The 22,139-nt window shown below is 65.3% G+C and carries 22 protein-coding genes; 9 read left to right on the top strand and 13 right to left on the bottom strand.

Annotated elements, in window-relative coordinates; translation table 11 throughout:
• The first annotated feature begins 19 nt into the window (after positions 1 to 19).
• From ABZV44_RS04550 to ABZV44_RS04540, 3 genes are read left to right on the top strand one after another with little or no spacing between them, the layout of a single operon-like run.
• Entirely contained in the window at positions 20 to 910 is an 891-nt protein-coding gene (locus ABZV44_RS04550; RefSeq protein WP_354831995.1) for a YdcF family protein, read from the top strand.
• Positions 911 to 970: 60 nt separating this feature from the next.
• The gene (locus ABZV44_RS04545) at positions 971 to 1,927 is read left to right on the top strand and encodes a methyltransferase (RefSeq protein ID WP_354831992.1); all 957 of its coding nucleotides are present in this window, start codon (positions 971 to 973) and stop codon (positions 1,925 to 1,927) included.
• Positions 1,924 to 2,619 carry an HAD family hydrolase gene (locus ABZV44_RS04540; protein WP_354831989.1) on the top strand — a complete coding sequence of 232 codons (696 nt, stop codon included), beginning with the start codon at positions 1,924 to 1,926 and terminating at the stop codon, positions 2,617 to 2,619. The genes ABZV44_RS04545 and ABZV44_RS04540 overlap by 4 nt, the downstream gene beginning before the upstream one ends.
• Positions 2,620 to 2,624: 5 nt before the next feature.
• Here the strand turns inward: ABZV44_RS04540 and ABZV44_RS04535 are convergent, their stop codons facing one another.
• The 4 genes from ABZV44_RS04535 to ABZV44_RS04520 all read right to left on the bottom strand — a co-directional run bounded on the left by ABZV44_RS04535 (position 2,625) and on the right by ABZV44_RS04520 (position 8,758).
• On the bottom strand, positions 2,625 to 3,125 hold the full coding sequence (locus ABZV44_RS04535; RefSeq protein WP_354831986.1) for a hypothetical protein: 501 nt from the start codon (positions 3,123 to 3,125) through the stop codon (positions 2,625 to 2,627).
• A 24-nt stretch (positions 3,126 to 3,149) separates the two neighbouring features.
• Positions 3,150 to 4,196 (bottom strand): hypothetical protein, encoded by a 1,047-nt coding sequence (locus ABZV44_RS04530; RefSeq protein WP_354831984.1) that lies wholly within the window; start codon positions 4,194 to 4,196, stop codon positions 3,150 to 3,152.
• A 1,335-nt stretch (positions 4,197 to 5,531) separates the two neighbouring features.
• Positions 5,532 to 6,728: an SPFH domain-containing protein gene (locus tag ABZV44_RS04525; protein ID WP_354831981.1), complete on the bottom strand. Its 1,197-nt coding sequence runs from the start codon at positions 6,726 to 6,728 to the stop codon at positions 5,532 to 5,534.
• A gap of 1,550 nt (positions 6,729 to 8,278) precedes the next feature.
• On the bottom strand, positions 8,279 to 8,758 hold the full coding sequence (locus ABZV44_RS04520) for a DUF6301 family protein (RefSeq protein ID WP_354831979.1): 480 nt from the start codon (positions 8,756 to 8,758) through the stop codon (positions 8,279 to 8,281).
• An 857-nt stretch (positions 8,759 to 9,615) separates the two neighbouring features.
• Here ABZV44_RS04520 and ABZV44_RS04515 point away from each other — a divergent pair.
• The gene (locus tag ABZV44_RS04515) at positions 9,616 to 10,092 is read left to right on the top strand and encodes a hypothetical protein (RefSeq protein WP_354831976.1); all 477 of its coding nucleotides are present in this window, start codon (positions 9,616 to 9,618) and stop codon (positions 10,090 to 10,092) included.
• Positions 10,093 to 10,253: 161 nt separating this feature from the next.
• Here ABZV44_RS04515 and ABZV44_RS04510 read toward each other — a convergent pair whose 3' ends face one another.
• Positions 10,254 to 10,817: a GNAT family protein gene (locus tag ABZV44_RS04510; RefSeq protein WP_354831973.1), complete on the bottom strand. Its 564-nt coding sequence runs from the start codon at positions 10,815 to 10,817 to the stop codon at positions 10,254 to 10,256.
• A 364-nt stretch (positions 10,818 to 11,181) separates the two neighbouring features.
• Here ABZV44_RS04510 and ABZV44_RS04505 point away from each other — a divergent pair, with 364 nt between their 5' ends.
• A complete protein-coding gene (locus tag ABZV44_RS04505) occupies positions 11,182 to 12,444 on the top strand; it encodes a lipase family protein (RefSeq protein WP_354831971.1) in 1,263 nt (420 codons plus the stop codon).
• Between the two features lie 313 nt (positions 12,445 to 12,757).
• On the opposite strand, the gene ABZV44_RS04500 is transcribed toward ABZV44_RS04505, so the two are convergent.
• From ABZV44_RS04500 to ABZV44_RS04490, 3 genes are all read right to left on the bottom strand, one after another.
• Positions 12,758 to 13,267, bottom strand: coding sequence for a hypothetical protein (locus ABZV44_RS04500; protein ID WP_354831969.1), 510 nt, complete (start codon positions 13,265 to 13,267; stop codon positions 12,758 to 12,760).
• A gap of 389 nt (positions 13,268 to 13,656) precedes the next feature.
• Positions 13,657 to 13,869 carry a DUF397 domain-containing protein gene (locus tag ABZV44_RS04495; RefSeq protein WP_354831968.1) on the bottom strand — a complete coding sequence of 71 codons (213 nt, stop codon included), beginning with the start codon at positions 13,867 to 13,869 and terminating at the stop codon, positions 13,657 to 13,659.
• A 2-nt stretch (positions 13,870 to 13,871) separates the two neighbouring features.
• Positions 13,872 to 14,756 (bottom strand): helix-turn-helix transcriptional regulator, encoded by an 885-nt coding sequence (locus tag ABZV44_RS04490; RefSeq protein ID WP_354831965.1) that lies wholly within the window; start codon positions 14,754 to 14,756, stop codon positions 13,872 to 13,874.
• A gap of 161 nt (positions 14,757 to 14,917) precedes the next feature.
• Here ABZV44_RS04490 and ABZV44_RS04485 point away from each other — a divergent pair, with 161 nt between their 5' ends.
• Together ABZV44_RS04485 and ABZV44_RS04480 are read left to right on the top strand one after the other, a co-directional pair.
• Positions 14,918 to 15,307, top strand: coding sequence for a hypothetical protein (locus tag ABZV44_RS04485; RefSeq protein WP_354831962.1), 390 nt, complete (start codon positions 14,918 to 14,920; stop codon positions 15,305 to 15,307).
• 7 nt (positions 15,308 to 15,314) lie between these two features.
• Positions 15,315 to 15,599 carry a hypothetical protein gene (locus tag ABZV44_RS04480; protein ID WP_354831960.1) on the top strand — a complete coding sequence of 95 codons (285 nt, stop codon included), beginning with the start codon at positions 15,315 to 15,317 and terminating at the stop codon, positions 15,597 to 15,599.
• Between the two features lie 96 nt (positions 15,600 to 15,695).
• Here ABZV44_RS04480 and ABZV44_RS04475 read toward each other — a convergent pair whose 3' ends face one another.
• On the bottom strand, positions 15,696 to 16,061 hold the full coding sequence (locus ABZV44_RS04475; protein WP_354831958.1) for a hypothetical protein: 366 nt from the start codon (positions 16,059 to 16,061) through the stop codon (positions 15,696 to 15,698).
• A 155-nt stretch (positions 16,062 to 16,216) separates the two neighbouring features.
• Entirely contained in the window at positions 16,217 to 17,497 is a 1,281-nt protein-coding gene (locus ABZV44_RS04470) for a hypothetical protein (protein WP_354831955.1), read from the bottom strand.
• Positions 17,498 to 17,578: 81 nt separating this feature from the next.
• On the opposite strand from ABZV44_RS04470, the gene ABZV44_RS04465 reads away from it, so the two are divergent.
• Entirely contained in the window at positions 17,579 to 17,833 is a 255-nt protein-coding gene (locus ABZV44_RS04465) for an acyl carrier protein (protein ID WP_354831952.1), read from the top strand.
• Here the strand turns inward: ABZV44_RS04465 and ABZV44_RS04460 are convergent.
• Positions 17,830 to 19,290, bottom strand: coding sequence for a class I adenylate-forming enzyme family protein (locus tag ABZV44_RS04460; protein ID WP_354831950.1), 1,461 nt, complete (start codon positions 19,288 to 19,290; stop codon positions 17,830 to 17,832). The two genes, ABZV44_RS04465 and ABZV44_RS04460, sit on opposite strands and share 4 nt — an antisense overlap.
• Positions 19,291 to 19,764: 474 nt before the next feature.
• Complete coding sequence (locus ABZV44_RS04455; RefSeq protein WP_354831947.1) at positions 19,765 to 20,769, bottom strand: metallophosphoesterase family protein; 1,005 nt, start codon at positions 20,767 to 20,769, stop codon at positions 19,765 to 19,767.
• A gap of 376 nt (positions 20,770 to 21,145) precedes the next feature.
• Between ABZV44_RS04455 and ABZV44_RS04450 the strand changes: the two genes are divergently transcribed.
• Entirely contained in the window at positions 21,146 to 21,529 is a 384-nt protein-coding gene (locus ABZV44_RS04450) for a transposase (RefSeq protein ID WP_354831945.1), read from the top strand.
• Between the two features lie 118 nt (positions 21,530 to 21,647).
• On the opposite strand, the gene ABZV44_RS04445 is transcribed toward ABZV44_RS04450, so the two are convergent.
• Positions 21,648 to 21,878, bottom strand: coding sequence for a DUF6400 family protein (locus ABZV44_RS04445; RefSeq protein ID WP_354831942.1), 231 nt, complete (start codon positions 21,876 to 21,878; stop codon positions 21,648 to 21,650).
• Positions 21,879 to 22,139: the final 261 nt, after the last annotated feature.

Genomic DNA, 22,139 nt, shown 5'->3' with positions numbered 1-22,139 from the left:
GATAGCCAGCAACCAAGCAATGCGTGACACCCCCGAAAGGTCGACAGCAGTGCAGATCGCCAGGCGTTTTTCCATCATGCTCGCGGCGGCGGCCGCCGCCCTCACCATCCTCGGCAGCGGCGCCGCGCACGCGAACCCCGCAGCGCTGTACAACTCCGCGCAGGACAATTTCACCGCCGGCAATGAGGCGGCCGGGCTGGCCGACCTGCGCCAATTGCTCAGTGAGTCACCGGATGACGCGCAGGCGCTGGCGCTGCAGGCGATCTGGTCGGATTACACCGGCGACATCATCACCCGAGAGGTGGCGCTGAACCGCCTCGACGGCATCGACGGACGGCTCGCGGATGACACCCGGACGCTGTTCCGGGCCATCGGCGCCGCGGTGGGCACGCTGCCCAATCCGATTCCGGCGATCGCGGGACCGCAGACCGGCATCGCGGTGCTCGGCTACGGCCTGCTCCCCGACGGGTCCATGCGGCCCGAGCTGGTGAACCGGATGCAGGCGGCCTGGCTGCAGGCGATCGCCTCGCCCCTGTCGCCGATCCTGGTGACCGGCGGTAATCCGCAGAACGGGATCACCGAAGCGGCGGCCATGCAGGGCTGGCTGATCGGGCACGGCATTCCCGCCGGCCGCATCGTGGCCGACCACCGTGCCGGGTCGACCGTGCAGAACGCGCTGTTCGGCGCGCAGATGCTGAGGGAAGCGGGTGCGACCAGCGCCATTGTGGTGACCTCCCCCAACCACATTCGCCGCGCGGTGGCCGACTTCATCGTCGCCGGAATGCCGGTCATCGGCGCGACCACCTCCCTCGAGCAGCTCGTCTCGCAGCTGCCGCCGCCCGCGCGTAGCAGCCAGCGCGGCATCTACCTCGACACCATCCGCACCTTGCGGCTCCCCGCCGAACGCTGATCCCCCACGCTCGGACCCCCGCGCGAACGGGGCGGCCGTCCGGGCGTGCACAATGACGTGGTGACTCTTTCCGCCACCGAAACGCTGGTCGCGCGGCTTCGTGCGGCCGGTTGCGTGTTCGCGGAGGACGAGGCCGCGCTGCTGCTGGATGCGGCCACCGACGCCGACCACCTGGAATCGCTTGTCACGCAGCGCATCGACGGGTTCCCGCTGGAACATCTGCTGGGGTGGGCGGAGTTCCGCGGCCTCAGGGTGGCCGTCGGGCCGGGCGTTTTCGTCCCACGACAACGCACGAGCTTTCTGGTCGAACAGGCTATTGCCCTGGGCCGCAGCATGATCCGGCCGCCCGTGTCCGCCGGTATCGCACACGACAGCACGGCCGCCAGCGCTGCTGCCGGCACCACCAGCGCTGCTGCCCGTACCGGTGCCGGTGCGCATCAGCCCGTCCGGCCACGAACGCTGACGGACCCGGCCGAGACCACCGTCGCTCATGCGGATTCGACACTGGTCGCGCTCGATATGTGTTGCGGCTGTGGTGCTCTGGGATTGGCATTCGCGAAAGAAATGGCGGAGGAGGGTATTCGGGTCGAGCTGACTGCGGCCGATATCGAACCCGCGGCGGTGGCTTGTGCGCGGAGGAATCTCGGCACCGTGGGGGCTCGGGTCGTCGAGGGCGATCTCTTCGACCCTGTGCCCGCGGATCTGCGCGGGCGCGTGGACATTCTGCTGGCGAATACGCCTTATGTGCCGTCGGAGGACATTGCGTGGATGCCGCCCGAGGCGCGCGATCACGAGCCTCGGCGGGCGCTCGACGGCGGCGCGGACGGGTTGGACGTGCTGCGGCGGATTGCCGCCGTGGCGGGCGAATGGCTCTGTGCCGGTGGGTATCTGCTCGTGGAGGAGAGCGAGGAGCAGGCTCCGGTCGCCGCCGGGATCATGCGGGAGTACGGGCTGTCGGCTCGGATCGTGGAGTGTGAGGACATGGGGGCGACCGTGGTGATCGGTACGCGCGCATGAGTATTCGCGGTGTGCTGTTCGATGTCGATGACACGCTCATCGACTATTCGGCGACGGTGCGGATCGGATTCCTGCGACATCTCGCGGTGGAACAGCTCCTGGACCGCTTCGAGTCGCCGGGGGCGGCGTTGGCGCTGTGGCGGGCGATCGAGGAGGAAGAGTATCTGCGGTTCCTGGCCGGTGAGCACACCTTCAAGGGACAGCAGCGGGTGCGGACCGAGCGATTTCTCGCGCACCTGGGTGTGACGGCCGACGATCCGGTCGCGTGGTTCGCCCGCTATGCGGTACACCGGGATTCGGCGTGGTCGGCGTTCCCGGATGCCGCGCCGGTACTGGAGCGGTTCACCGGGCGGAGGTCGCTCGGCGTGGTGTCGAACGCCTCCCAGCCGTACCAGACCGGGAAGCTGCGCACGGTCGGGCTGCTGCACCACTTCGGGGACGCCATCCTGTGCTCGGACGAATTCGGTTCGGCCAAACCCGATCCGGCGATCTTTCTTGCGGGCTGCGAGATGCTCGGGCTGCCGCCGGAGCGGGTGGCGTACGTCGGCGATCGGTACGACTGGGACGCGCTGGGCGCCAGAAATGCGGGGCTGCGGGCCTATTGGCTGGTCCGCAGCGGTCCGGGAGTCGCCCCGGACGACGGGATCACAGTCATTCGCTCACTGGCGGAACTGGATTCGCCGGCCGGGTGAATCGCTCAGCCCGCCTCGAGCGATTTCCGGATCTCGGCCTGGATCTCGAGCTGCGCCCGGGCCGCGGTCAGACCCGCGTTCACGTCGGCGGCGGTGCGCTGGGTGGCGGCCGAAACGTACTGTGCCACCGCCGCTTCGATCGATTCCACCGCCGTGGTCGCGGTCGCCAGCTGGTCGCCGCGGGTGGCGGCGGGCAGGGCGGCCATGGCGACCAGGCGGTCGTCCCAGGCCAGGGCGGCCTGCTCGAGTTCGGCGCGCAGCACGATGGTGGTGGCGTCGTCGAGGGCATCGGCGGTGTGCAGGGCCGTCATGGCGTCGCGCAGGCGGCGATGCAGGCGCGGTTCCGGGTCGTGCGAGCCCGCCCAGGAGGCGGGGGCGCGGGTGGGGGTGCCGGGGACGACCTGGTTGGCGGCCGCGATCGCGGTCTTCTGACGGGAGGACACCAGCATCACACCACCCACGGCGGCCCCGATCGCGATCAGCACGATCAGCACGACAATCAACATGGTCGGCTCACTTTCGTCGGTCGGTCAGCGATGAGTGGTGGGGCGCGGCGGGGCGACGGTCGAGTGGCTCGGCCCGGTCGGATGCGCCGGGGTGTGATGGCCGTGCACCTTGCTGTACACCAGGATCACCGTGAGGATGATCGCGAGCACCGCCAGGATCGCGGCGATGATCTTCACCTTGCTCCACGGGCGGTCGCCGGACACCTGGCCGGTGAGGCCGTTGATGTACACCTGGTAGGTCTTGTCCATGTAGACGACCGTCAGCAGCCAGATCGGCAGCAGCAGATGCTTGTACGCCAGCCAGTTCCAGTTGGTGTTGAGCTGGTGGATGCGCTGATGGTCACCGCCGATATCGCCGCGCACGGTGGATTCGATCGCCGACTCCATCCGCTGCTGCGCTTCCGGGAGCGACTGCTCGGCATCATTGTCGTAGGTGCGGCACAGGTGCCCGGCCACGAATTCCGGTGAATAGGCGCGCGCCTGCTCCACCGGCCACGGTTCCAGCGCCCGAATCCGGTCGCGGTTCATATTGTCATTGGCCAGCACCGGCAGATCCGCGAATTCATTGGCGACCTCGCCCGCCACCGGATACCACCGGGTCCGGGTCTCGTAGATCGGATCCCCGTCCGAATCCGTCCCGACCCGCACCTGATAGTCGTCGCCGCGCTCGCCCTGATACCAGCTCTGGGTATCGGCGTCGTAGGTGAAATACGCGGTGTACAGGCTGGAGAACGCCCCGATCCGCCGATATTTGCGGAAGTTCGACGGCGCGAACCATCGCCCCGACACCCACTTCTCGACCAGTTCCCGAGCCTGCTTCTCCCCCACCAGGAACGGCACCACGCCGTCGACCGGCAGCCGGGCCGGCGCATTGTGCACATCATCGCGCTGAATGGGCGTGGCGCAGTACGGGCACCGAGTAGCGGTGAGACTCCCATTGAACCCGGTCGTCCCACCACAGTTCTGGCACTTCACCTCCCACTCCCCCGTCACCTGCGGCCCCGCCGCATGTGCCTGCAACTCCCGCAACGCCGCCATCGCCGGCCCCAACTCCCGAGCCTGAACCGCCACATCCGGCGCCATCACCGGAGACCGATTCCCGCAACTGGGACACAGCAGATCCTGCCCCACCGGATCGAACACCAACTGCGCCCCACACGAAGAACACGGATACGTCCGAGTCAACTCCGTCTGATGCAACATCGCCCGATCCGGCACCCCCGCCTCCGGCTGCGCTACCGGACTTTCCGCCTCGGCCGGCGCCATACTCCCGGCACCCGGCACGATCACCGGCGCGACGATCACCTGCGGCGGCAGTGCACCCGCGGGCGCTTGCAGCGGCTGCCCAGGACCGTACCCACCCGGCAGCGGGGGCGGCCCCGCCGTTACTCCGGCGCCCGGAAGTGGCGGCGGCGTAACCGGTCCCGGCCCAGCTGCCGCGGGCGTCGTGGTTCCAGGCAACGGCAGAGGAGTCCCTGAGTGCGGAAGTGGCGGCGGCGCAACGGTTCCCGACCCCGCAGCAGACGAAGGCACCGCAACGGACGCCGACGGCCATCTGCCCTGCTGCTCGCCCGGACCACCGGGCAGAGGCGGCGGCCCGCCAAACCCACCTGCCCCCGACGAAGGCGGCGCAGCAACCCCTGATCCAGCGGTGGCGATCGGCGGCGGCATGGGAGCCGACGTTCGTGCCGGAGCCCCGGACCCCGGAAGCGGAGGCGGCGCAACGGTTCCCGGCCCGGCAGCAGCGACCGGTGGCGGACCGAAGTTCTGCGGCGGGGCGGCCTGCGGCATGGGCGGGACTCCGCCGGGCCCACCTGGCGCGGACGGAAGTCCCGGCGGTGCATCGGAAGCGGCCGGCGTCCCCCATTGTTGCTGTCCGGCTCTGCCACCTGGCAGCGGAGGCGGGACCGCCCCGCGTTGCGGCGTGGCCGGGACGCCTTCACCGGGCCCGGAGGTCGGCAGCGGAGGCGGACCGGCCGGAGCCTGCCCGAAATTCTGCGGCGGCACGGGCGATCCCGCGCCGGGAGCGAACTGCGGCGCACCAGTGGGTGCATTCGGCCCTGGTGGGGGTGGCGTCATCCCGTGCATGGGCGGGAGACCACTCTGGCTCGAATCATGAGCCGGGAGCGGGGGCGTCCAGAGTTGAGGGTCGGCCGTGTGTGGGGTGGCAGGGTCGCTGCCCGGGAGCGGCGGCGGGCCGGAGGGGTGTGGGGGCTGGTTGTCGTTCATCTGGGCTCACTCGGTGCGGCGGACTCGTGGGTCGCGCATTGCGGTGGAAGGGCTTTCGGGACGCACCGAGTTGTCGGGCGTTGGGTTCCAGCGGGGTACGGCGGCGGACCCGTCGGCACTCGAGGGTGCCGACGGGTGCGGCCGGGCCGAGCCGGCCGGGCCGGGCGGGGGAGGCTGCTACTGCGGGGGCAGGGGCGGCGGGGTGCCCGGGAGCGGGGGCGGGGTGGCGAAGAGGGGCTGGAGGGCGGGGACGGAGCCAGCGGGTTGCCAGCCGGGCATGCCCTCGGTCCAGACGTTGGTGTCGCGGGTCAGCTGACCGGACGAGACGTACTGGCGTAGTTGCTCGATGGGGAAGGGGCCCGCGGCCTGGCCGGCGTTGTCGAAGTGGAACTGCTGCTGGCCGGGGAGCGGCGGCGGTGCCGCCTGCTGGGGCGCGGCGGGCTGCGCGTAGCCACCCTGCTGTGGCTGGGCGTAGCCGGGTTGCTGGGGCTGGGCGATGCTGCCCTGCATCGCGCCGGCCATCTGCCCGCCGAGGACCACGCCCATCCCGGCCTGCATGGCGGCTCCCATTCCGCCGCCGGGGTTCTGGGCGGCGGCGAGCATGGCGTCGGCGGCCTGCATCTGCTGGTAGCGGTTGAGGTCGACATTGTTCATGAAACCGCCCGCTTCGACACCGCGCGCCACGCCGCGGGTCATGGCCTGCTGGATCTCCTCCGGCAGGGAGATCGTCATGGTGACGCCCTCGACCCCGATGCCGAAGCCGGACAGGCGCTGACCGACGAATTCGCGCAGCTTGTCGGACAATTCGACCTGGCGGCCCTGCAGATCGATGGCGCCCAGGCCGCTGGCCAGCACCATGTCGGAGAAGGCCAGGGCGACATTGGCGCGCAACTGCTCGCTGAGCACGTCGGCGTCGACCTCGGCATTGGTGCCGATCATCTGGCGCAGGAACACCTCGATGTCGGTGACGCGGACATTCGCGGTGCCGTTGGCGCGGATCTGCACCATGCGGAAGTCGGGGTCGCGCACGGTGACCGGTTGCGGTGTGCCCCAGCGCATGTCGGTGACGGCACGGGTGTTCACGTAGTACACCTCGGACCGGAACGGCGAGTTGAAGCCGTGCCGCCAGGCCTGCAGGGTGGACAGGATCGGCATGTTCTCGGTGGTCAGCTGGTAGTGGCCGGGACCGAACTTGTCGGCCAGCTGCCCGCGGTAGACGAAGACCGCCTGCTGACCCTCCCGGACGATCAGCTCCGCGCCGTTCTTGATCTCGTTCTCGTAGCGGGGAAACCGCCACGCCAGCGTGGTGCGAGTGTCATCCAACCATTCGATGACGTCGACGAATTCGCCGCGGATCATGTCGAACAGGCCCATTGAGTTCTCTTTCCTCCCTCGGGCGCTGCGCCCGACCCCGGCCGAGTATGGCACAGGGTCACCGGCGCGCGCGGTCACCGTCGTGTGGCTATCGAGCCAACCACAGGCAGTGTTAATCATTCATGAACGACCATGGCCCACGCGAGCTTTCCCGCGCGGGCCATATCAATCCGCTACCACGTCTCCGTCGCGCCCAGAGCTGATCACGCTATCCCGACGTGAGGTGGCGTTTTTCACCAAGCTAAGGCATACCTCACAACATTCCGGATGGCCTGTACCACAACTCATCTCACATCAGCATGAGCGAGCACTGCCGCCGGCCATACGACGCTCTGCCCGTCGATCTTCAGATGCCCCGCGGTTCGTCGGCGAGCCGGTGGTCAGCTTCACGCAACGTCATAGCCGAAGATACGGGATGGCTCCGTATGAGCCGACGCGGTAGTGTTTCGCGCTACTGTGTGCGACCGGTGGGCCTTCTCCGTCGTGCGGACGGTGTGGGACTCCGCTTGCGGGGCGGCACAAGCAACAGAGCTGAAATGACCAATCCGGTGACACCGACCATGGTCCATATGACGGCCCTGTCGTGCTCGCCTCCGTGCTGCTGCTGACGGATTTCATCGTAAGTGAGTCTTTTGTAGCCTGAGCCTTCCACCAGGACCTGGCAGGAACTGTTCTCCGTCATGGGCGCACCGTTGCAGGTTGGGGCAGGCAGTCCATGCAGCAGAGTCGGGACATTGACCAAAAGCACGATTACCGCGGCAAGGCCGAGGATCAACACCCAGGCGTGGACGTGTATCAGCCCCAGCATCTTTCGGCCGGGCACGACTACCAGCACCGCAACCTACCTTCCTGTCCATTTATGGTTCGAGAGGACTCTGCCACCTCGCCGAATCCGCACCGCCAGTATGTCCGTGACAGATGCGATTCCAGGCCGATCGCCCGATCGGCGGAGTCCTGCCACACAGAAGCCTATGCCGCCCTCCGACATCGCCGACCATCGTGAAATCGGCACGATGGTGCGTTCTGCCGACCTCGGATGCCACGGCCAGTTGATCTCCCGTCACCCCTGCGCTGGCCGGTTCGGTCAGCGCGGTATGCGGCCAGAGCGGATATTGGGTGATGCTCAGGCCAGTGCACTGGTGTCGAAGTCGTCGTCGGAGAAGTTCACCCACGATTGCACGGTCAGCTTCGCGGGCGCGGGGACCTGCAAAAGATCGCAGAGTATCGCTGCAACGCGGTCGGCGAGGGCCTCGTAGTCGGCGTACCGGGCGGGCCAGTCAGTTGGCGGTGCCAGTTCAGTGATCCGTTGTCAGACGGGGGAATCCAACCGTCGGCGGCGAGCAGGGCTTCGCCGGCAGGGGAGATGTGGTAATCCGGGTCGGTGATAGCTGAGTTGGCCGCGATCTCAGCCCACAGTCCGCCGGGGGCCATGAGAAACTGTGCGAACCGATTGCCGGGAGCGCCGACGATCATGCATCCATCCCCGAGCATGCGCGCCAGGGTCAGTGCCAACGCGGCACTCAAGGCTTGCCAATCTTGATTACCCGCGATCACCAGTGCTGCTCCTCATCCGGTGCGTCGAGCCATGCCTGGTACTCGGGGTTCGCAAACTCAAGAAAGGACTGGTTGTGGACGAGTTGAAGCCGGATCACGATGCGGGGAAGGTCCCAGCGAATCTCTCCGTCGGACCCGGCTTTTCGCTGGGTCGGTGTTCCCACCGTCGAGACGATCGCCTCGCTGATGTCGGCGAATTGGTCATACTTCTGGCGTGCTATTTCGACGTCGTCGGTACCGGAGTTCTCAGCCGCGAAAATGAACACTCGCTCGAAGCGCCCGTCTTCACTGCGCCAGCGCGCTTCGGGCCGAGCCAATGTCAGGTTGGTAGTGAGGACGGCACCGAGCTTGGTGTGTTCAACGATCGTCCAACCCTGGACTGCGCAGAATCTCTCCAGATCGGTACTGGCCCAGGTCCAGTCGAATCGTGCTGCCACATCCACCGCGTATGCGATCTTGCATATCTCGTCGAGCACACACGAATCCTAAAGTGACATCAAGGGGGGTCCGCAACACAGTCTGGCGCGCGCCCATCGGCATGAGAGCGCACTCGTGTCGACTGAAGCCATGGAAGACGCTAGAACCGCTTGCTGTAGAACGACTTACGCTGATGACCGTGCGTTTGCTGGAGGCACGTGGCCACATAGTTCGGCAGCACTCGGCTCCGAGTTGGTGTGAACATCTTGCGTAGCCAATGTCGGCGGGTACGTGGTCTAATGCCCGATATTTCGGCCGAGCCATCACCCTGTGGCGGCTCGGCGTGTGTTGTGGTTCGGATGCGCGGTTGGTGACCGAACCTCGACAACGGACCCTTCACCAATACCAACGGAACGGGTGATCACACGGTCTTTGATCTATTCCGCGGCCGACCCTGGGTTGCTGGCGCAAGAGCGAGCGACGATCGTCGTGCACCGCGCGGCAGGTGGGTGGCAGATGCGCTGGAGCGCCTACGGCGTTGTGGTGGACGGTCATGAGGTAGCAAAGCAACGTAGAGGCAGGACTGTCGAGATCTCGGGGCTGCCTGGCACCCACCGAGTCGAGCTGACAATCGAACTGATGCGGGCCAGTCCCACCCGGGAAGTTATCCTGTCACCGGGGCAGCCGTGCCTTCTGGTCAACACACCGAAGCCGTATCGGCAGGCCCTGGCTACGGCGCGGAGCCGCGAGTTTCTCAATCTGGATCTGTCCGAAGGACCCAACCTTACAGCGGAATCCGCCCCGCATAGCTCCGAAGTTGCTCTTGGCACACGATGAACTTCCAGTTGGGGGTGCCTCTGCGTCGAGGCCCGGACTGGCACAGGTCCTGTATTCCCTGGCTGATCCAGATCTAGGCATGTGGTACTTCGACTGGCCGGACCTGGCCGAACGGGCGATCGCTCTCGGCGGTGATTGGCCCGCAGCAGCCGAACTGGTCGGCATGGCAACGGCTCCGGGCCCGGCGATCGAAGCTGCGGTGCGTCGATTGGCCCAACAGACCGAACAAGACATGAACGAGCCGCCGCCACTGGGATTCTGGGGCACGGTGTGCGGGCTTATAGCACGCTCGTGGCGGCTTGGCCTCCTCGACGAGTACACCGCGGCGGTGCGCTACAGCATCCTGTGGTACGGAATGCGCGATCGTGATCGTATACCTGGCAATCGAGCCCAGGACCTCATCTATGAGGGAATGGCGTGCCACTACGCCGACCGTTATGCCGCAATGGATATCACGGTCCGTGCGCAAACCATGATGATCGAAGCTGACCTGTTCATCCCTGTTGCGGCCGTGGACGCCGACCTCTGCGAACTCGTCTTGGACAATCTCCTCTGAACGCCGGCGACAGTTTCGAAGTGCACGGCCTGGCGGACGTGTTTGGCACGCTCATCGGCAGTAGCGGACGTTCTGCGCCGCAGCGGGTTCCGACCGCTGGCGCCCCACGCTGGCCGGTTCGGTCAGCGCGGTCAGCGGCAGTAGCGGATGTTTGAACTACCTCAGCTCTGCGGTGTCGACACATATTCAGTGGGAGGATCGAGGCGAAAGAAGCGGCTACGACGCGTGCTTCCGTCTCGACGGATGATGGTGTCCTGGTGCACGCCGAGGTCAGTCGCGCCCAGCTTGCGAATGGCGGCCGCCGACCGGAGGTTTCGCTCGTCGGTGCGGAACCTGATGCACTCTGCCCCTTGCGCGAACACTTCACCGATCAGCAACGCCTTCGCTCGCATGTTGATTCCGGTGCCCCAAACTGCCGGCGTGAACTGGGTTCCCCCGATTTCGACACCCTCTGGGGCGGACGGATCCCAGATCAACGATGTCCTGCCGACCACGCCCCCTGCTCGGCGGACGGTGAATGGCAGCCACATTCCGGACGCGATGCTGGCCACGATGTCCGCATCAAGCGTGCTGAAATCCTTGGGCACCGTGCGAGGTATGTGTTCCCATACACGTTCATCGCGCAGCGCTTCGAACAGGTCCTCGGCGTCGGCGAAGCTGTACGACCGTAACGACACCTCGCCATCGTCGAGGCGGTCGTGGGAGAGAAGTGGCGGCCAGATCACATACCGATCCTTGCAGGGGTCGGCCGGTGGTTACCAGATGCACTTAACTCGGCTAGTTAAGACTGGTGTCAGGATCGGATCCCGGCCAGGATTTGGTCCAGTTGCGGACGTTCCGCCGGCCTCGGATCGGCACGGCCAGTTGATCTTCCAATGCTCCGCGCTGGCGCGCGAAGTGCTCGAACGCCACCTCGATGATCGAGGTACGTACCAGTTCGCCTGATCGCTACACGGAATCTGTGGTCGTCATGAGGTCGAATTCTCATGGCAAAGCACCGATCGGCTGGCCGACTAACCGTTCAGTCAGTTACTATCCCGGCAGCCGTTCGCCGTTGAGCGGCGGACGACCACCGAATAGGAGCGGAACATGCGTCAGACAGCGGGAATTGCCGCGGTCGCACTCGGAATGACCTTGTTGTCGATCACTTCGGCGACCGCCGAGCCGGGCAACGATCAACACGACGGATCGCTCTCGGCGAGCGCACCGGCCCTGGCCGAGGACCTCCCCCCGGCCGCCGGTTCGGTGGTGCCCGACGCCGATCCGTTCTACACAGCGCCTCCGAACCTCGAGTCCTACCGCAACGGGCAACTCGTCGACCACCGCGAAGTCACCGTCGACCTGGCCACACCAGTCCGCGCCTGGCAATTGTCGTTCCGCACCAACGACTCTCGTGACCGAGCCGAACTGGGCGTGACGACCGTGCTGGTCCCCACCACACCGTGGACCGGTCCCGGGCCTCGGCCAGTGGTCTCCGAACAGCTCCCCGAGGACGCGACCGGCACCCGCTGCGCACCGTCGTACACCCTCGTGAAGAACACCGTGCAGTCGGCCGAACCAATCATGCAGATGCTCGCAAAGGGCTGGATCGTGGCAGTGCCCGACCACGAAGGACCGAAGTCGGGCTTCTTGACCGGGCCGCGGACCGCGCACACGATCCTCGACGGCATCCGGGCGGCCGGCCAGTTCGAGCCCGTCGAGATCGGGCCCGACGCGGTCTGGGCGCTCGACGGCTACTCCGGCGGCGGGGCCGCGACCGCGTGGGCCGCTCAAACCCAGCCCTCCTACGCCCCCGAACTGTCCTTCGCCGGCGCCGCGATCGGCGGGGTCCCCGCCGACCTGACAACACTGACCGCCCGATTCGACGGAAGCATCTTCTCCGGCTACAACTTCGGAATCCTGGTCGCCTACGACCGCGAGTACCCCGAAGCCCACCTCGGTGACCTGTTCGACGAGCGCGGTCACGCCGCGATCGCCGCAGCCGGCGACGCCTGCGTCAACGATTTGCTCGCCAACTTCGCGCTCCGCCGGTTGAGCGACCTCGCCCACGGCGCCGACCCGCTACAGGCCCCCCGGTTCGCGCAACTCCTGCGCGACAACTCCCTGGGAGCGACGGCCCCGACCATGCCGATCTTCAACTACCACGCCACCACCGACGAGATCGTGCCGGTCGACCAAGCCGACCACCTCACGGCCCTCTGGCGCGCCGCCGGAGCCACGATCGTCACCGTGCGCGACCCCCTCGATGAGCACGGTCTGGAGGCGTTGCACCGCACACCCGATGCCCAAGCATTCCTTGCTGACCGGGTAGCCGCCAGCGCAACCTCGGCCGACCGGCGAGGGCCGCGCTGAGCAACATAGGTCCGCCGGTATGCGGCATAGAAAGACGTTCTGCGTGTCGGGTGTCTGGACGTGGGGAACGTCCTCCTGATGCGCTTGTCGGGCTTGGTGTCCCATCGCCGATAGGAGGACGTTCCATGAGTAAAGGTAGTGGCCTGTCCCGGGGTGATCGCAACCGCAACGCGCGCCTGAGTCGGCTGTGAGCCTTGGTTCCGGCGACTAACGCGATTGTCGGGGTCGATCTGGCTGATCGCAAACAGATGGTCGTGGTCACCGATCATGACTCGAAAGTGCTGGCCCGCAGAACATTCCGATGCGGGGGCTTTTAGGTCGGAGAACCGGGGGGATGCGCACTGGCGTCCGTGAAAAGTCTGACCGGAACCGCTGGGAGATCCAGTTCCCGACGGGCTGATTCGATGAATCGCTCCAGGGCCTCGCGTGCCGGCGTTCGCGCCTGCTTCCAGGCGTCATCAGTCGTGAGTTGCCGTTCCACTGCCAGGCAGAAGAGCGATCCGATGGCGTCGTCGAGTTGAGTCGCAGAGGCTACTACCTCTGCCGATCCGTGCAACCAGATCGCTGCGACCGCACTGTCCCACGCCGCGAATCCGCCGGTTCTGGTGTGTTCGATGAGGGCTTGTAGCGATGTGGAGTCCGAGTCGGTAAGCGCAACAATGCGGATCGCCTCGTAGGTGGCTTGAAACTCCTCGGCGAGACGCTGGTAGCAGGCGGTCTTCTGGTCTCGTCGCCATCGGGTGGACTCTGATTTCGTGTCCCAGAGCCGACCGACCGCGAGCCCCACGATCCCAGTCAGTGCTGCAAGTAGTGCTGCGATCACGCGTCCCCCAAAGATCGCCGGACTGATTACCGGTCGTCCGGACAGACTTCATTCTATGGGTTGACTGCCCAAATCTGGCGGACCGATCGCCAGTCTCACCTTGGAATCGTGGGTGAACGATCCCTCGTAACCCTAAGTGCCATAGGCATTTTCATGTTCCACAAGCACCGCCTTGATGTTGAGACGGCACGTTCGCGCCGATCTCGCCGTTTGCTCGACATCCGGCATTTCCGGATGTTCTGCAGCGCACCAGGTTCCGGCCGCCAGCAGCCGCTGGACGGATCCAACTAGCCGCAGCATGACACAGACCAATCCAGAAGTGCGATCCTGGCGTCCACGTGACATGGGGTGGCGATCCTGCGCGAGGACTGGATCCGGCCCGGCCCGGATCAGGCGGGAGAGTCGAGTTCCCCGTCAACCACACCGGTAGTGAAGGCGTCCCACTCGCTGGGGGCGAACACCAGCGCTGGGCCGGTCGGGTTCTTGGAGTCACGAATCCCGACCAGTCCCCCATCGAGGAATGCAACCTCAACGCATTCGGAGTTCCCCGAGCTATACGTGCTCTTGAACCACTGCTCCCGGGTACGGAGGCGATCATTCACTGTCAGGAGTCCCTTCTTGCGACCTGCCGCAGCAGGTTCCGGCTGGTTGCGGCATCCAACGCGGCGTGCTGGATCGTCGCGAACGCCCGGCGGTACTTGCCGACGTCGGCTTCTTCCTCAAGGTACATATCCCCGGTGTAACTCTCGACATAGATGACCGTCGGCTCGGCGACACCTTTCGGGTCCGGTTTGAAGTCGAGCGTGACGAACGGCCCGACCGGGGTCCCGAGTGGGAATCCAGCTCGGAACGGCAGGACACGAATGGTGATGTTCGGGCGGGTACCGAGATCGGCGAGATGCCGCAGTTGCGCCGCCATCGTCACGTCATTACCGACTGTTGTGTGCAGGGCTGACTCGTGGAGCACGAGATCGATGGCGATGGGAGCCCTCCTGCGAGTGATGATCGTCTGGCGTTTGAGCTTCAGTTCGATCCGTCGATCCTGTTCTTCCTCACCGTCTTTCGGAAAGTAGATCCTGTTCAGCGATCGGGCGTAGTCGGAGGTTTGGAACAGTCCAGGGACGAGATCGGGACGATAGATCTCCATCGCGCCCGCTTCGGTTTCCATCCGCATGTAGACATCGAAGTTCGCCCGAATGAGGTCATTGAAGCTGTTGTACCAGGTCTTTTCGGCAACCTGCCGGGCGAGCTCGATCATGGCGTCGGTCTTCTCGTCTGCGATCTCGAGGATCTTGCCGAGCTCACGAAGGTCTCGATCGAGAATCCTGCCGGGCTCACCCCGCTCCAATCGGGAGTATTTGCTGTGGCTCCATTGCATCGCAGCCGCAACCTCGGCCTGCGTGAGTACCGTGTTCTCCTCGCGTTGACGGCGTATGTATCGCCCGAGCTGCCGACGTGGCAGCGAAGCGCGCGGATTCTCCTCGGGCATCGCTAACTCCTCGACTCTGTCAGGATGGCACTGCTCCGATCCCAGAGTGACACCGCTACTGGGGCTTTGCCCTCGTTTCCCGAAAATCCCGGAATGACAATGTCATAGGAGGTCGATGGTGGTGTGCTGGGACGACAACGACGGCACACAGGTAGGTGACTATGTCCAGCAACAACCCGTGGTCTGTACAGGCGATCATCGACCGCATCGAACGAGAGAGGCGACAAGCCGCCGACAGCGAACCTCCATCGAACGAGAGCGCCACGGTCGGGTATTCGGTGCGCGGACTGTGGTCGTGCTACTCCGATCCCGGCGAACTGACTGCCGCACAAGCACATGTCGCGATGCAACTGCATCTCCAATGCGGAGTCGACACCTGCGCGGTGCGCTGGCGGGCGCGCACCGCCCTGGTCGCATCCGGGCGCATGGTCCTCGACCCCCGTGCGGCGCGAACGCCGCCGACCGCGCACAGATCCCTGTTCACCCTGTTACGTGCCGCCGTATTCGGGTACAGCACACTGCTTTTCGGTGGTCGCCATGCCCTGCGATGATCCGGACATGATCGAGATCCAGGTCATTCAGGACGTCCTCGACACCATCGAAACCCGTCTGCGCGACCGCGAACGCCACGGTTGGCGCTTGACCGTCCCCCGCTCCCGCGTCTACGCGACCCTGCTGCACGCGGTCATCGTCAGCGCTCGCGAATCCCACCGCCTCCCAGCCACACTCGACCGCGCCGCCATTCTGGACACCATCCTCGACGGCACCGAACCCGCGAGCCACGATGTCGCGAGCCGACCGATCGAGGACGTCATCGCCCGCCACACCGTGCCCGTGAACTGAATCCGGCCAGCGGGTCGATGCAGGCACCTGGCCGAGCCGGCAGGTCTCCGATGGCTGGTCGACAGCCTGCCCCGTCGAAGCCGCTGTGCGGGCACCTCACTGCGAGGGAGGACGGTCCCAGCTGTAGGCATCCGGCATGTTGTGCCTGCCGCCGGAATTCTGGTTCTGGATCACCGCATTGGCGGTATACGACGAGCCATCGGTGAACACCACGACGCATTTCAGATGCGCCGTCTCTTCACGCATCGTGTCGTGGACATGCGGTGTGCACGACACCGACCGCACCGGCCGGTGATCCTTGGCGGTGATGTTCTCCTTCATGGCGTTCTGCAGCGCGACGTAGGCATCGTTGTCCGGCCCACACCCGGCCACGAGCGCCAGCGAGGCGAGGATCGCGACCGGCCCGGCCCGCCGAGGGAAGCTCACAGCACCCATCCCACCACCGCTGTCCGCGGACGGCACGGTTTCGATCGCATCGACCGGCGAACGATCTCATCAGCGAGGGCGCCCTCGAGGGACTCGAATCCGCCCGCGCCAGAGGACGACTCGGCGGCCGGCCAGGTCGGTCTCCGGGACCTCGTCCACGACGCGGGGCGTGCTGCGATCGGCGTGGCGTTCTATCCAGCTAGCTCGAGCCGGGCCACCGCGTTGTCGGTGAGCCGGCATACCTCATCGTCGCTCATCGCGAGTGCCGAGTACCCGACGCTGAGGTCGAGGCCGCCGAGCCGCTCGTTGGCGATCACGAACAGTGACGGGCCGAACATGTCGAGCGAAACCGCCTTGGTGACGTCCTCGAGCGTGTAGGCGCCGTAGGCGGCCTGCAGGCCGGACTCGCCGGTCGTGGTCACCGCAAGTCCGTCGAGGCGCCGGTTGTGCCGGATCCCTGGGCCGACTTCGTGCCGATACACTTCCCATCCCGGAAACTTCATCATCGAGGCGGACTCGTGGTCCTTGGCCAGCGCGGCGATCAGCTTGAACGAGACGTCACGGGCGGTTGCCCAGAAGTCGTCGGTGATCGGGTGCTCGGTGCGCAGGATGTCGACGTAGCAACCGAAGGTCTCGTGCGCCCGCGCGAGTCTGCTGAGGCGACGAAGGTCGACCGTGGTCAACACGGTCATGGCATCGAGCCTGTACCGCTCGCGCAAGGCAAGCAGGAAGGCTGCCGTTACCGCGCCGTGAGGCGTCGTTCTGTTGGCTTTGATGGCATCCATGAGCGTCGCCGTTACGACGGGGTCGAGGTGACGTGCCAGTACTCGCGTTTCTTTCTTCCGGTCGGGTACCGCCTGCTTGGGTATCCGAATGGCCGGCGTATAGACGGTCTTCTTGCCACTGCCGGACTTGCTGAGCAGGCTGTCCTCGATCGACGGGGGCAGTGTGGTGTCGAGCGGGGGTTTCAGTTGCGCCGCGGCTGGATCGGCGAGGAATTCGAGCAGCTGGCGAGCGAGCATGTTGGCGGACTGGGCGTCGAGCGTCGCGTGATCGGCACAAATGACGATGTGGTTGAGGTCGGCGTCGGGCGACTGCCGCACCAGCGTGATCCGCAGGCGCGGATGGTTGCCCTTCGGGATCGGTGTGCGGATCTCAGAGGCGAAAACCGTGCGCCAAGCGTCTGGGTCGGTGTCCTCGAGCACCTTCAGCGGGATCTCCGTCGTGCCGTCGGTGTCGAACCAGGGCTGGCGATAGGCGAAGAACGGCATGTGCCGCCAGACCAGCTTGCCGTAGCGGACATGAGCGCGAAGGATGGGGTGCTGGGTCTGTAGCCAGGCGAGCGCGCGCCTCACCAGCGCCGGATCGAGGCGGCCGCGCACATGCAGCACCTGCATGGTGATCAGCCCGCCATGGACATGCAAATGGCTGAGCAGTTGTTCCTTTTCGCCCAGCGGGCGTGTATCGCCCAAGCTTTCCTCCCGCGTTTTCGAATACCGTTACAGGTCGCGATGAAATTGGCTAACATGCCGACTACATAAGGGACTCGAGTGATGAACGATATCGAACGACCGATAGTCGAGTATATCTCCGCCATGGTGGCCGAAACCGGCGGTGCGCCGGTCGATCGCGAGACGCCTTTGCTCGAGACAGGCCTGCTGGACTCGATCAGTTTGGTAAAGCTGGTGTATTTCCTCGAGGAGCGATTCAAGATCAGCATCCCGGACACGGAGATACGGCCGGAGCTGTTCGAATCGCCTGCGAACATAGCGGCCTATGTTTCGCAGCGAGCGGCTCAACCGGCCTAGAGCTCGCGCAGCCGCGCGCGGAGCACCTTGCCGGCCGCGCTCCGCGGCAGTGCGTCGATGAACGCGATCTCGTCCGGGACCTTCTGAACCGACAGCCTTTCGCGGGCATAGCGGATCAACTCATCGGCCGACACCTCCGCCCCTTTGACGACAAACGCGATCAGCCGATTGCCGTTGCGCGAGTCCGGGAGACCCGCCACTGCGGCTTCGGCGACGGCGGGCAAGGCCATGAGCGTCTCCTCCACCTCGATGGGGTCGATCTTGTAGCCGGATACCTCGATCAGCAGCTTGCTGCGGCCACGGATGAAGATGCGACCTTCTTCGTCGAGCGAGGCAAGATCGCCGGTCCTGAACCAGCCGTCATCGAACGCCTCGGCATTGGCCACGGCATCGCCGAGATAGCCCTGCATGAGCGAGGACGATCTGATTTCCATTTCGCCGACGGATGGGCCGAAGTCGGTGTCGAACGGGACGATGCGAACCCTGGCGTCGCCCGCGGGCTTGCCCACCGAGGCCCAGCTCGCGTCGAGATCGGCGGAGTTGTTGTGCGAGAACATGCTCGCTTCGGTCGAGCCGTAATCCTGACGAAGTGGGGTACCGAGGCGCTCGCGCACCGCTTCGAAGATCGGCCTTTTCAGTGCGACGCCACCCGAGAAGGCCAGGCGCATCCTGAGGTCGAAACTGCCGGTCTGACCAGTGACGATTTCGTACATTGCCGGAACGGCGCCCATGACGGTGACGCGCTCGCGGACCATGGTGTCGAGCAGCTTCTTGCGCGAAAGCGCCAGCGGCAGCCGATCGCTCCAATAGAGCGTCGTTCCACCGCCGGCGACGGTCTGCGTAGCGCCCAGTAAGAAGCCCAACGAAAAGTTGCCCGGCAGAATGTCCACAACGACATCGTCGGGCTGAATTTCCCAGGCTGCGCTGGCTCGTTCACCGTCGGCGACGAGCTCGGCATGGGTGTGCGGCACCACCTTGGGCAACCCGGTCGAGCCGGACGAGAAGAGGTAGAGCGCCGTTGTATCGCCTCCCAGTTTCGGCAGCTGGGCGGTTGCGCTTCCTTCGGGAAGGGCGCTCGTCAAGAGCAAGGGAATGCCGGGGGCTGCATCTGCGATCAGCGTCTCGGCAACGGCGGCATGACCGGGAGTTGAGACGACTGCGCGGGGTCCGGTCTTTTGCGCGAGTGCGGCAAGTTCGGTTCGCGTGGCCGTCTCGCCCAGAGGCATCGCGATGGCGCCGATGGCGAAGAGCGCGTGGGCGGTCACGAAAAGATCGGGCGAGTTCGGAATCAGCAGGGCAACGGGATCGCCGCGCCCGATGCCACGGTCAATGAAACCGGCGGCGAGCCGGCCGATCCGCTCGATTAAAGCGGCGTAGGGCGTGAATGCCTCGCCCTGCCGCAATCCACTGGTGATCGGTGCCCGCGCTGTCAGCGCTAGCAGATTGTCGTAGATCATCTCTACTCCGCAGGGTCCGTCCCCTCTGCTCGTAAGGATAGAAGTGGGATGCGGCATCTACAAGCCGTCAACGATCACGCCAGAAAGTCAGTTGGAGAACGCCGGTATCGAACGTCAGAGCTTCCGTCCGTTTCAAACCAAGCCGTTATCGTGGTCGCCATTGAGAAGGCCGGATGCTGCCCTCAAAAGGAACAGCGAGACAAGGAGACTCAGTTCAAGTCCGGGTGAAGGCAGCTCAATTCCGTACTTTCGCAATCGATTTCCGTGTCAGCGACGAGTTCTTCTCCGGCGACGGCACCGTGCGGTCGATCGCCGAAGACCAAGGGTCCGAGTGTTCTCGAGCTCGACGCCGGGAAGCAAACATACAAACAGGCACTCAATTCGGCATGGCAGACCCCGCGGTAACGCGAGCAACGGCCTGGAAATGCGTTGCGGCTGTGCAGTAATCGGTCTGAAATGACCGAGATGTTTCGACTATCGGGGTAGCTCGGGCACGTCGAAAGCCAGTGCGGTCGCGAGGTTTATCGTTCTGCGGGGAGTGCTGCATTGCCGGGTCAGGCTGTGCAGATCAAGCCTGCTGTGGCGGGCTTGGAACAGGAACAGCGCGGCGGGATGCTGTCGCAGCTGATCGGTGTCGAGTCCGTCGGCGGTGTGGTGGGCGGCGGCGACAAGAGCGGGGAACGCCGACTGGAGCTCGGCTGCCCATTCCTCGACCGCTGTCAGCCAGGCCTGGGTGACGGTATCGGGTGTCGAGGAGAACCGTGCGATCGCCTCGCTCAGTTCCGGCCAGGTGTAGTCGGCCCACGGTTTGGTCTTCAGAACCGGCAGCTGCCATCGGCGCCTGACCTGCGACCAGTGATCGGTATGTGCCGGCACCGAGTGAATCGCGAAGTCTGGCAGGCTGAGTGCCGTCAGGGTCCCGCCGTGGCATGCCCCGGTGTCCAGGCCCACGATCCGGTTGTCGCGAATCAGTGGCTCGTCGCCGGTTACGTGGTGTCCGAACACGATTGGCTTGGCATCGGTGTAGTGGTCGTGCCAGACGCTGTCGGGGAACAGGGCATTGAGTTCGCGCTCGCCACGAGTGGAACCACAAAGGACCTCCGCACGTTGCTCGGCGAGCGGGATGCCCGGCACCATGCCGGCATGGACGACGCGGACATGTTCGTTTTCGAAATAGTAGGGAAGCGCCCGCATCCAGTCGACCATGTCGGCGTAATCATCGCCGGTCTGCAGCCGGGTGATTTCCTGGGCGTAGGAGAAGATCCCGCGAACGTGTTTGCGTTCGTGGTTCCCCATGACCGCCACCGAGTTCGGGCGTTCACGGAAAAGCCTGACCACCTCGTGTGGTTTCGGGCCGCGGTCGACCAGGTCACCAACGCTGACGAGGAGATCGTCTTCTGTGACTTCAACCTTCTCGAGTAACTCGAGTAGCTCATCGAAGCAGCCGTGGATGTCGCCGATGATGACGGTGCGCCGCATCCGCACGACGGTAGACGCGGATCGGCTCGGCGAGCAAAGGAATATCGCGGCTGTGAACCGCACAGCATCCGGCAGTAACGAATATCTCTGGGCCGCAGTCGGTCTCGCCGCCAGCTACCCCGAGTCAGCCGGTCCGGCCAGCGCGGTCAGCGGCTACTCGAGACTGGCGTCAGCGCCTGGTTCCGTCCAGAATTCGGTGAGGGTGCCCGGTGGGATGCTCCCTCAATCGGCTGCCCGCCAGCATGATTCGGTCCGGCTCTCTCATGGCTTGCCTCCCGCCGGGTGCCGGAGTGGCGGGAAAGGGGTCTGCCCGGCTCGAAGTAGCGGTGCCCTCTTCGCACGGACCCCACCCATTGCGAGGCAGAATGCGACACCGGTGGCCGTCATCATCGGCACGGATCCACACAAACGCTCGACCACGATCGAGGTCATCTACTCGGCAGGACACGTCCTCGCCGTCGGTCGATACGCCACTGACACTGTGGACTACGCCGAAATACTCACCGCCGGATCACGATTCGCTAATCGAGTGTGGGCCGTCCAAGGCTGCAACGGCATCAGCCGCCACCTCGCCCACCGGTTGGTCCACGACGGCGAAACCGTGGTGGACGTGCCGGTGAAACTCTCGGTGCAGGTACGGGTCTTCGCTACCGGCAACGGCCGCAAAACCGAACCGGTCGACGCCCATTCGACGGCAGTGAGCTGTCGAGCTCGACGTCGCGCGCGGTCTCGGGGTTCGGCCAACCTGATCACCGAGTAATCGGCAATGATGCGCATCCTCTGGTCACGAAGCTCAGCCGAGAGCCGCAGCGGCCAGGTCGCCATTCGCTGGAGGCAACCAGCCGAACACCAGTGATGGTTCGTGCTCGGCGGTGAGATCAGTCGACGACAGGGCGCATCGCCCGATCCGGCAGGATCCCGGCCTCGACGAGTTCGTCGTAGATCCGCTGCTGCTCATCGTCGAGATTCGAGTACAGCATGTCGTACGCCAGTTCTTCCTCGGCGAGCACCGCGACCGGATCCCAGTCGTCACCGAGCGCCGCCATGACGGCGCTGCGCCGGCGTACCTCGTCCAACGTGAGGTCGTAAGCAAAATTGTGGTCGGCCATTCAGGCATCTCCAACCAGGTTCTTTCCGAAAACGAACTGCCGACGATGCCCAACCACGCCGTCTCGGGCAATGACCTGCATCACGTTTCACGGTTGGACTTCGTCACATTTGATGCCCGCGCGCGGACTGGACCTCGGAGTAAATGCGTCCACACAATCGCCACGACACGTCCACCGCTGAAATCGGGGCGGCGACGCCACACCGCAACAGAGCGGAACTTGCCAATGCCGTCGCTGGCGCCCGGGTCCGATTGCCAGCCG

It is taken from the genome of Nocardia sp. NPDC004860 (assembly GCF_040609015.1).
Classification (GTDB): domain Bacteria; phylum Actinomycetota; class Actinomycetes; order Mycobacteriales; family Mycobacteriaceae; genus Nocardia.
The sequence above is the reverse complement of the archived record's forward strand: the minus strand, read 5'-3'. Positions and strand labels throughout refer to the sequence as shown.

What these genes read in the sequence shown, in the direction of transcription:
- ABZV44_RS04550 (WP_354831995.1), top strand. Translation starts at nt 20, where the DNA reads ATGCGTGACACCCCCGAAAGGTCGACAGCAGTGCAGATCGCCAGGCGT.
- ABZV44_RS04535 (WP_354831986.1), bottom strand. Translation starts at nt 3,125, where the DNA reads ATGTTGATTGTCGTGCTGATCGTGCTGATCGCGATCGGGGCCGCCGTG.
- ABZV44_RS04465 (WP_354831952.1), top strand. Translation starts at nt 17,579, where the DNA reads ATGAACGATATCGAACGACCGATAGTCGAGTATATCTCCGCCATGGTG.
- ABZV44_RS04490 (WP_354831965.1), bottom strand. Translation starts at nt 14,756, where the DNA reads ATGCCCGAGGAGAATCCGCGCGCTTCGCTGCCACGTCGGCAGCTCGGG.
- ABZV44_RS04455 (WP_354831947.1), bottom strand. Translation starts at nt 20,769, where the DNA reads ATGCGGCGCACCGTCATCATCGGCGACATCCACGGCTGCTTCGATGAG.
- ABZV44_RS04515 (WP_354831976.1), top strand. Translation starts at nt 9,616, where the DNA reads ATGTGGTACTTCGACTGGCCGGACCTGGCCGAACGGGCGATCGCTCTC.
- ABZV44_RS04445 (WP_354831942.1), bottom strand. Translation starts at nt 21,878, where the DNA reads ATGGCCGACCACAATTTTGCTTACGACCTCACGTTGGACGAGGTACGC.
- ABZV44_RS04460 (WP_354831950.1), bottom strand. Translation starts at nt 19,290, where the DNA reads ATGATCTACGACAATCTGCTAGCGCTGACAGCGCGGGCACCGATCACC.
- ABZV44_RS04485 (WP_354831962.1), top strand. Translation starts at nt 14,918, where the DNA reads ATGTCCAGCAACAACCCGTGGTCTGTACAGGCGATCATCGACCGCATC.
- ABZV44_RS04480 (WP_354831960.1), top strand. Translation starts at nt 15,315, where the DNA reads ATGATCGAGATCCAGGTCATTCAGGACGTCCTCGACACCATCGAAACC.
- ABZV44_RS04525 (WP_354831981.1), bottom strand. Translation starts at nt 6,728, where the DNA reads ATGGGCCTGTTCGACATGATCCGCGGCGAATTCGTCGACGTCATCGAA.
- ABZV44_RS04540 (WP_354831989.1), top strand. Translation starts at nt 1,924, where the DNA reads ATGAGTATTCGCGGTGTGCTGTTCGATGTCGATGACACGCTCATCGAC.
- ABZV44_RS04505 (WP_354831971.1), top strand. Translation starts at nt 11,182, where the DNA reads ATGCGTCAGACAGCGGGAATTGCCGCGGTCGCACTCGGAATGACCTTG.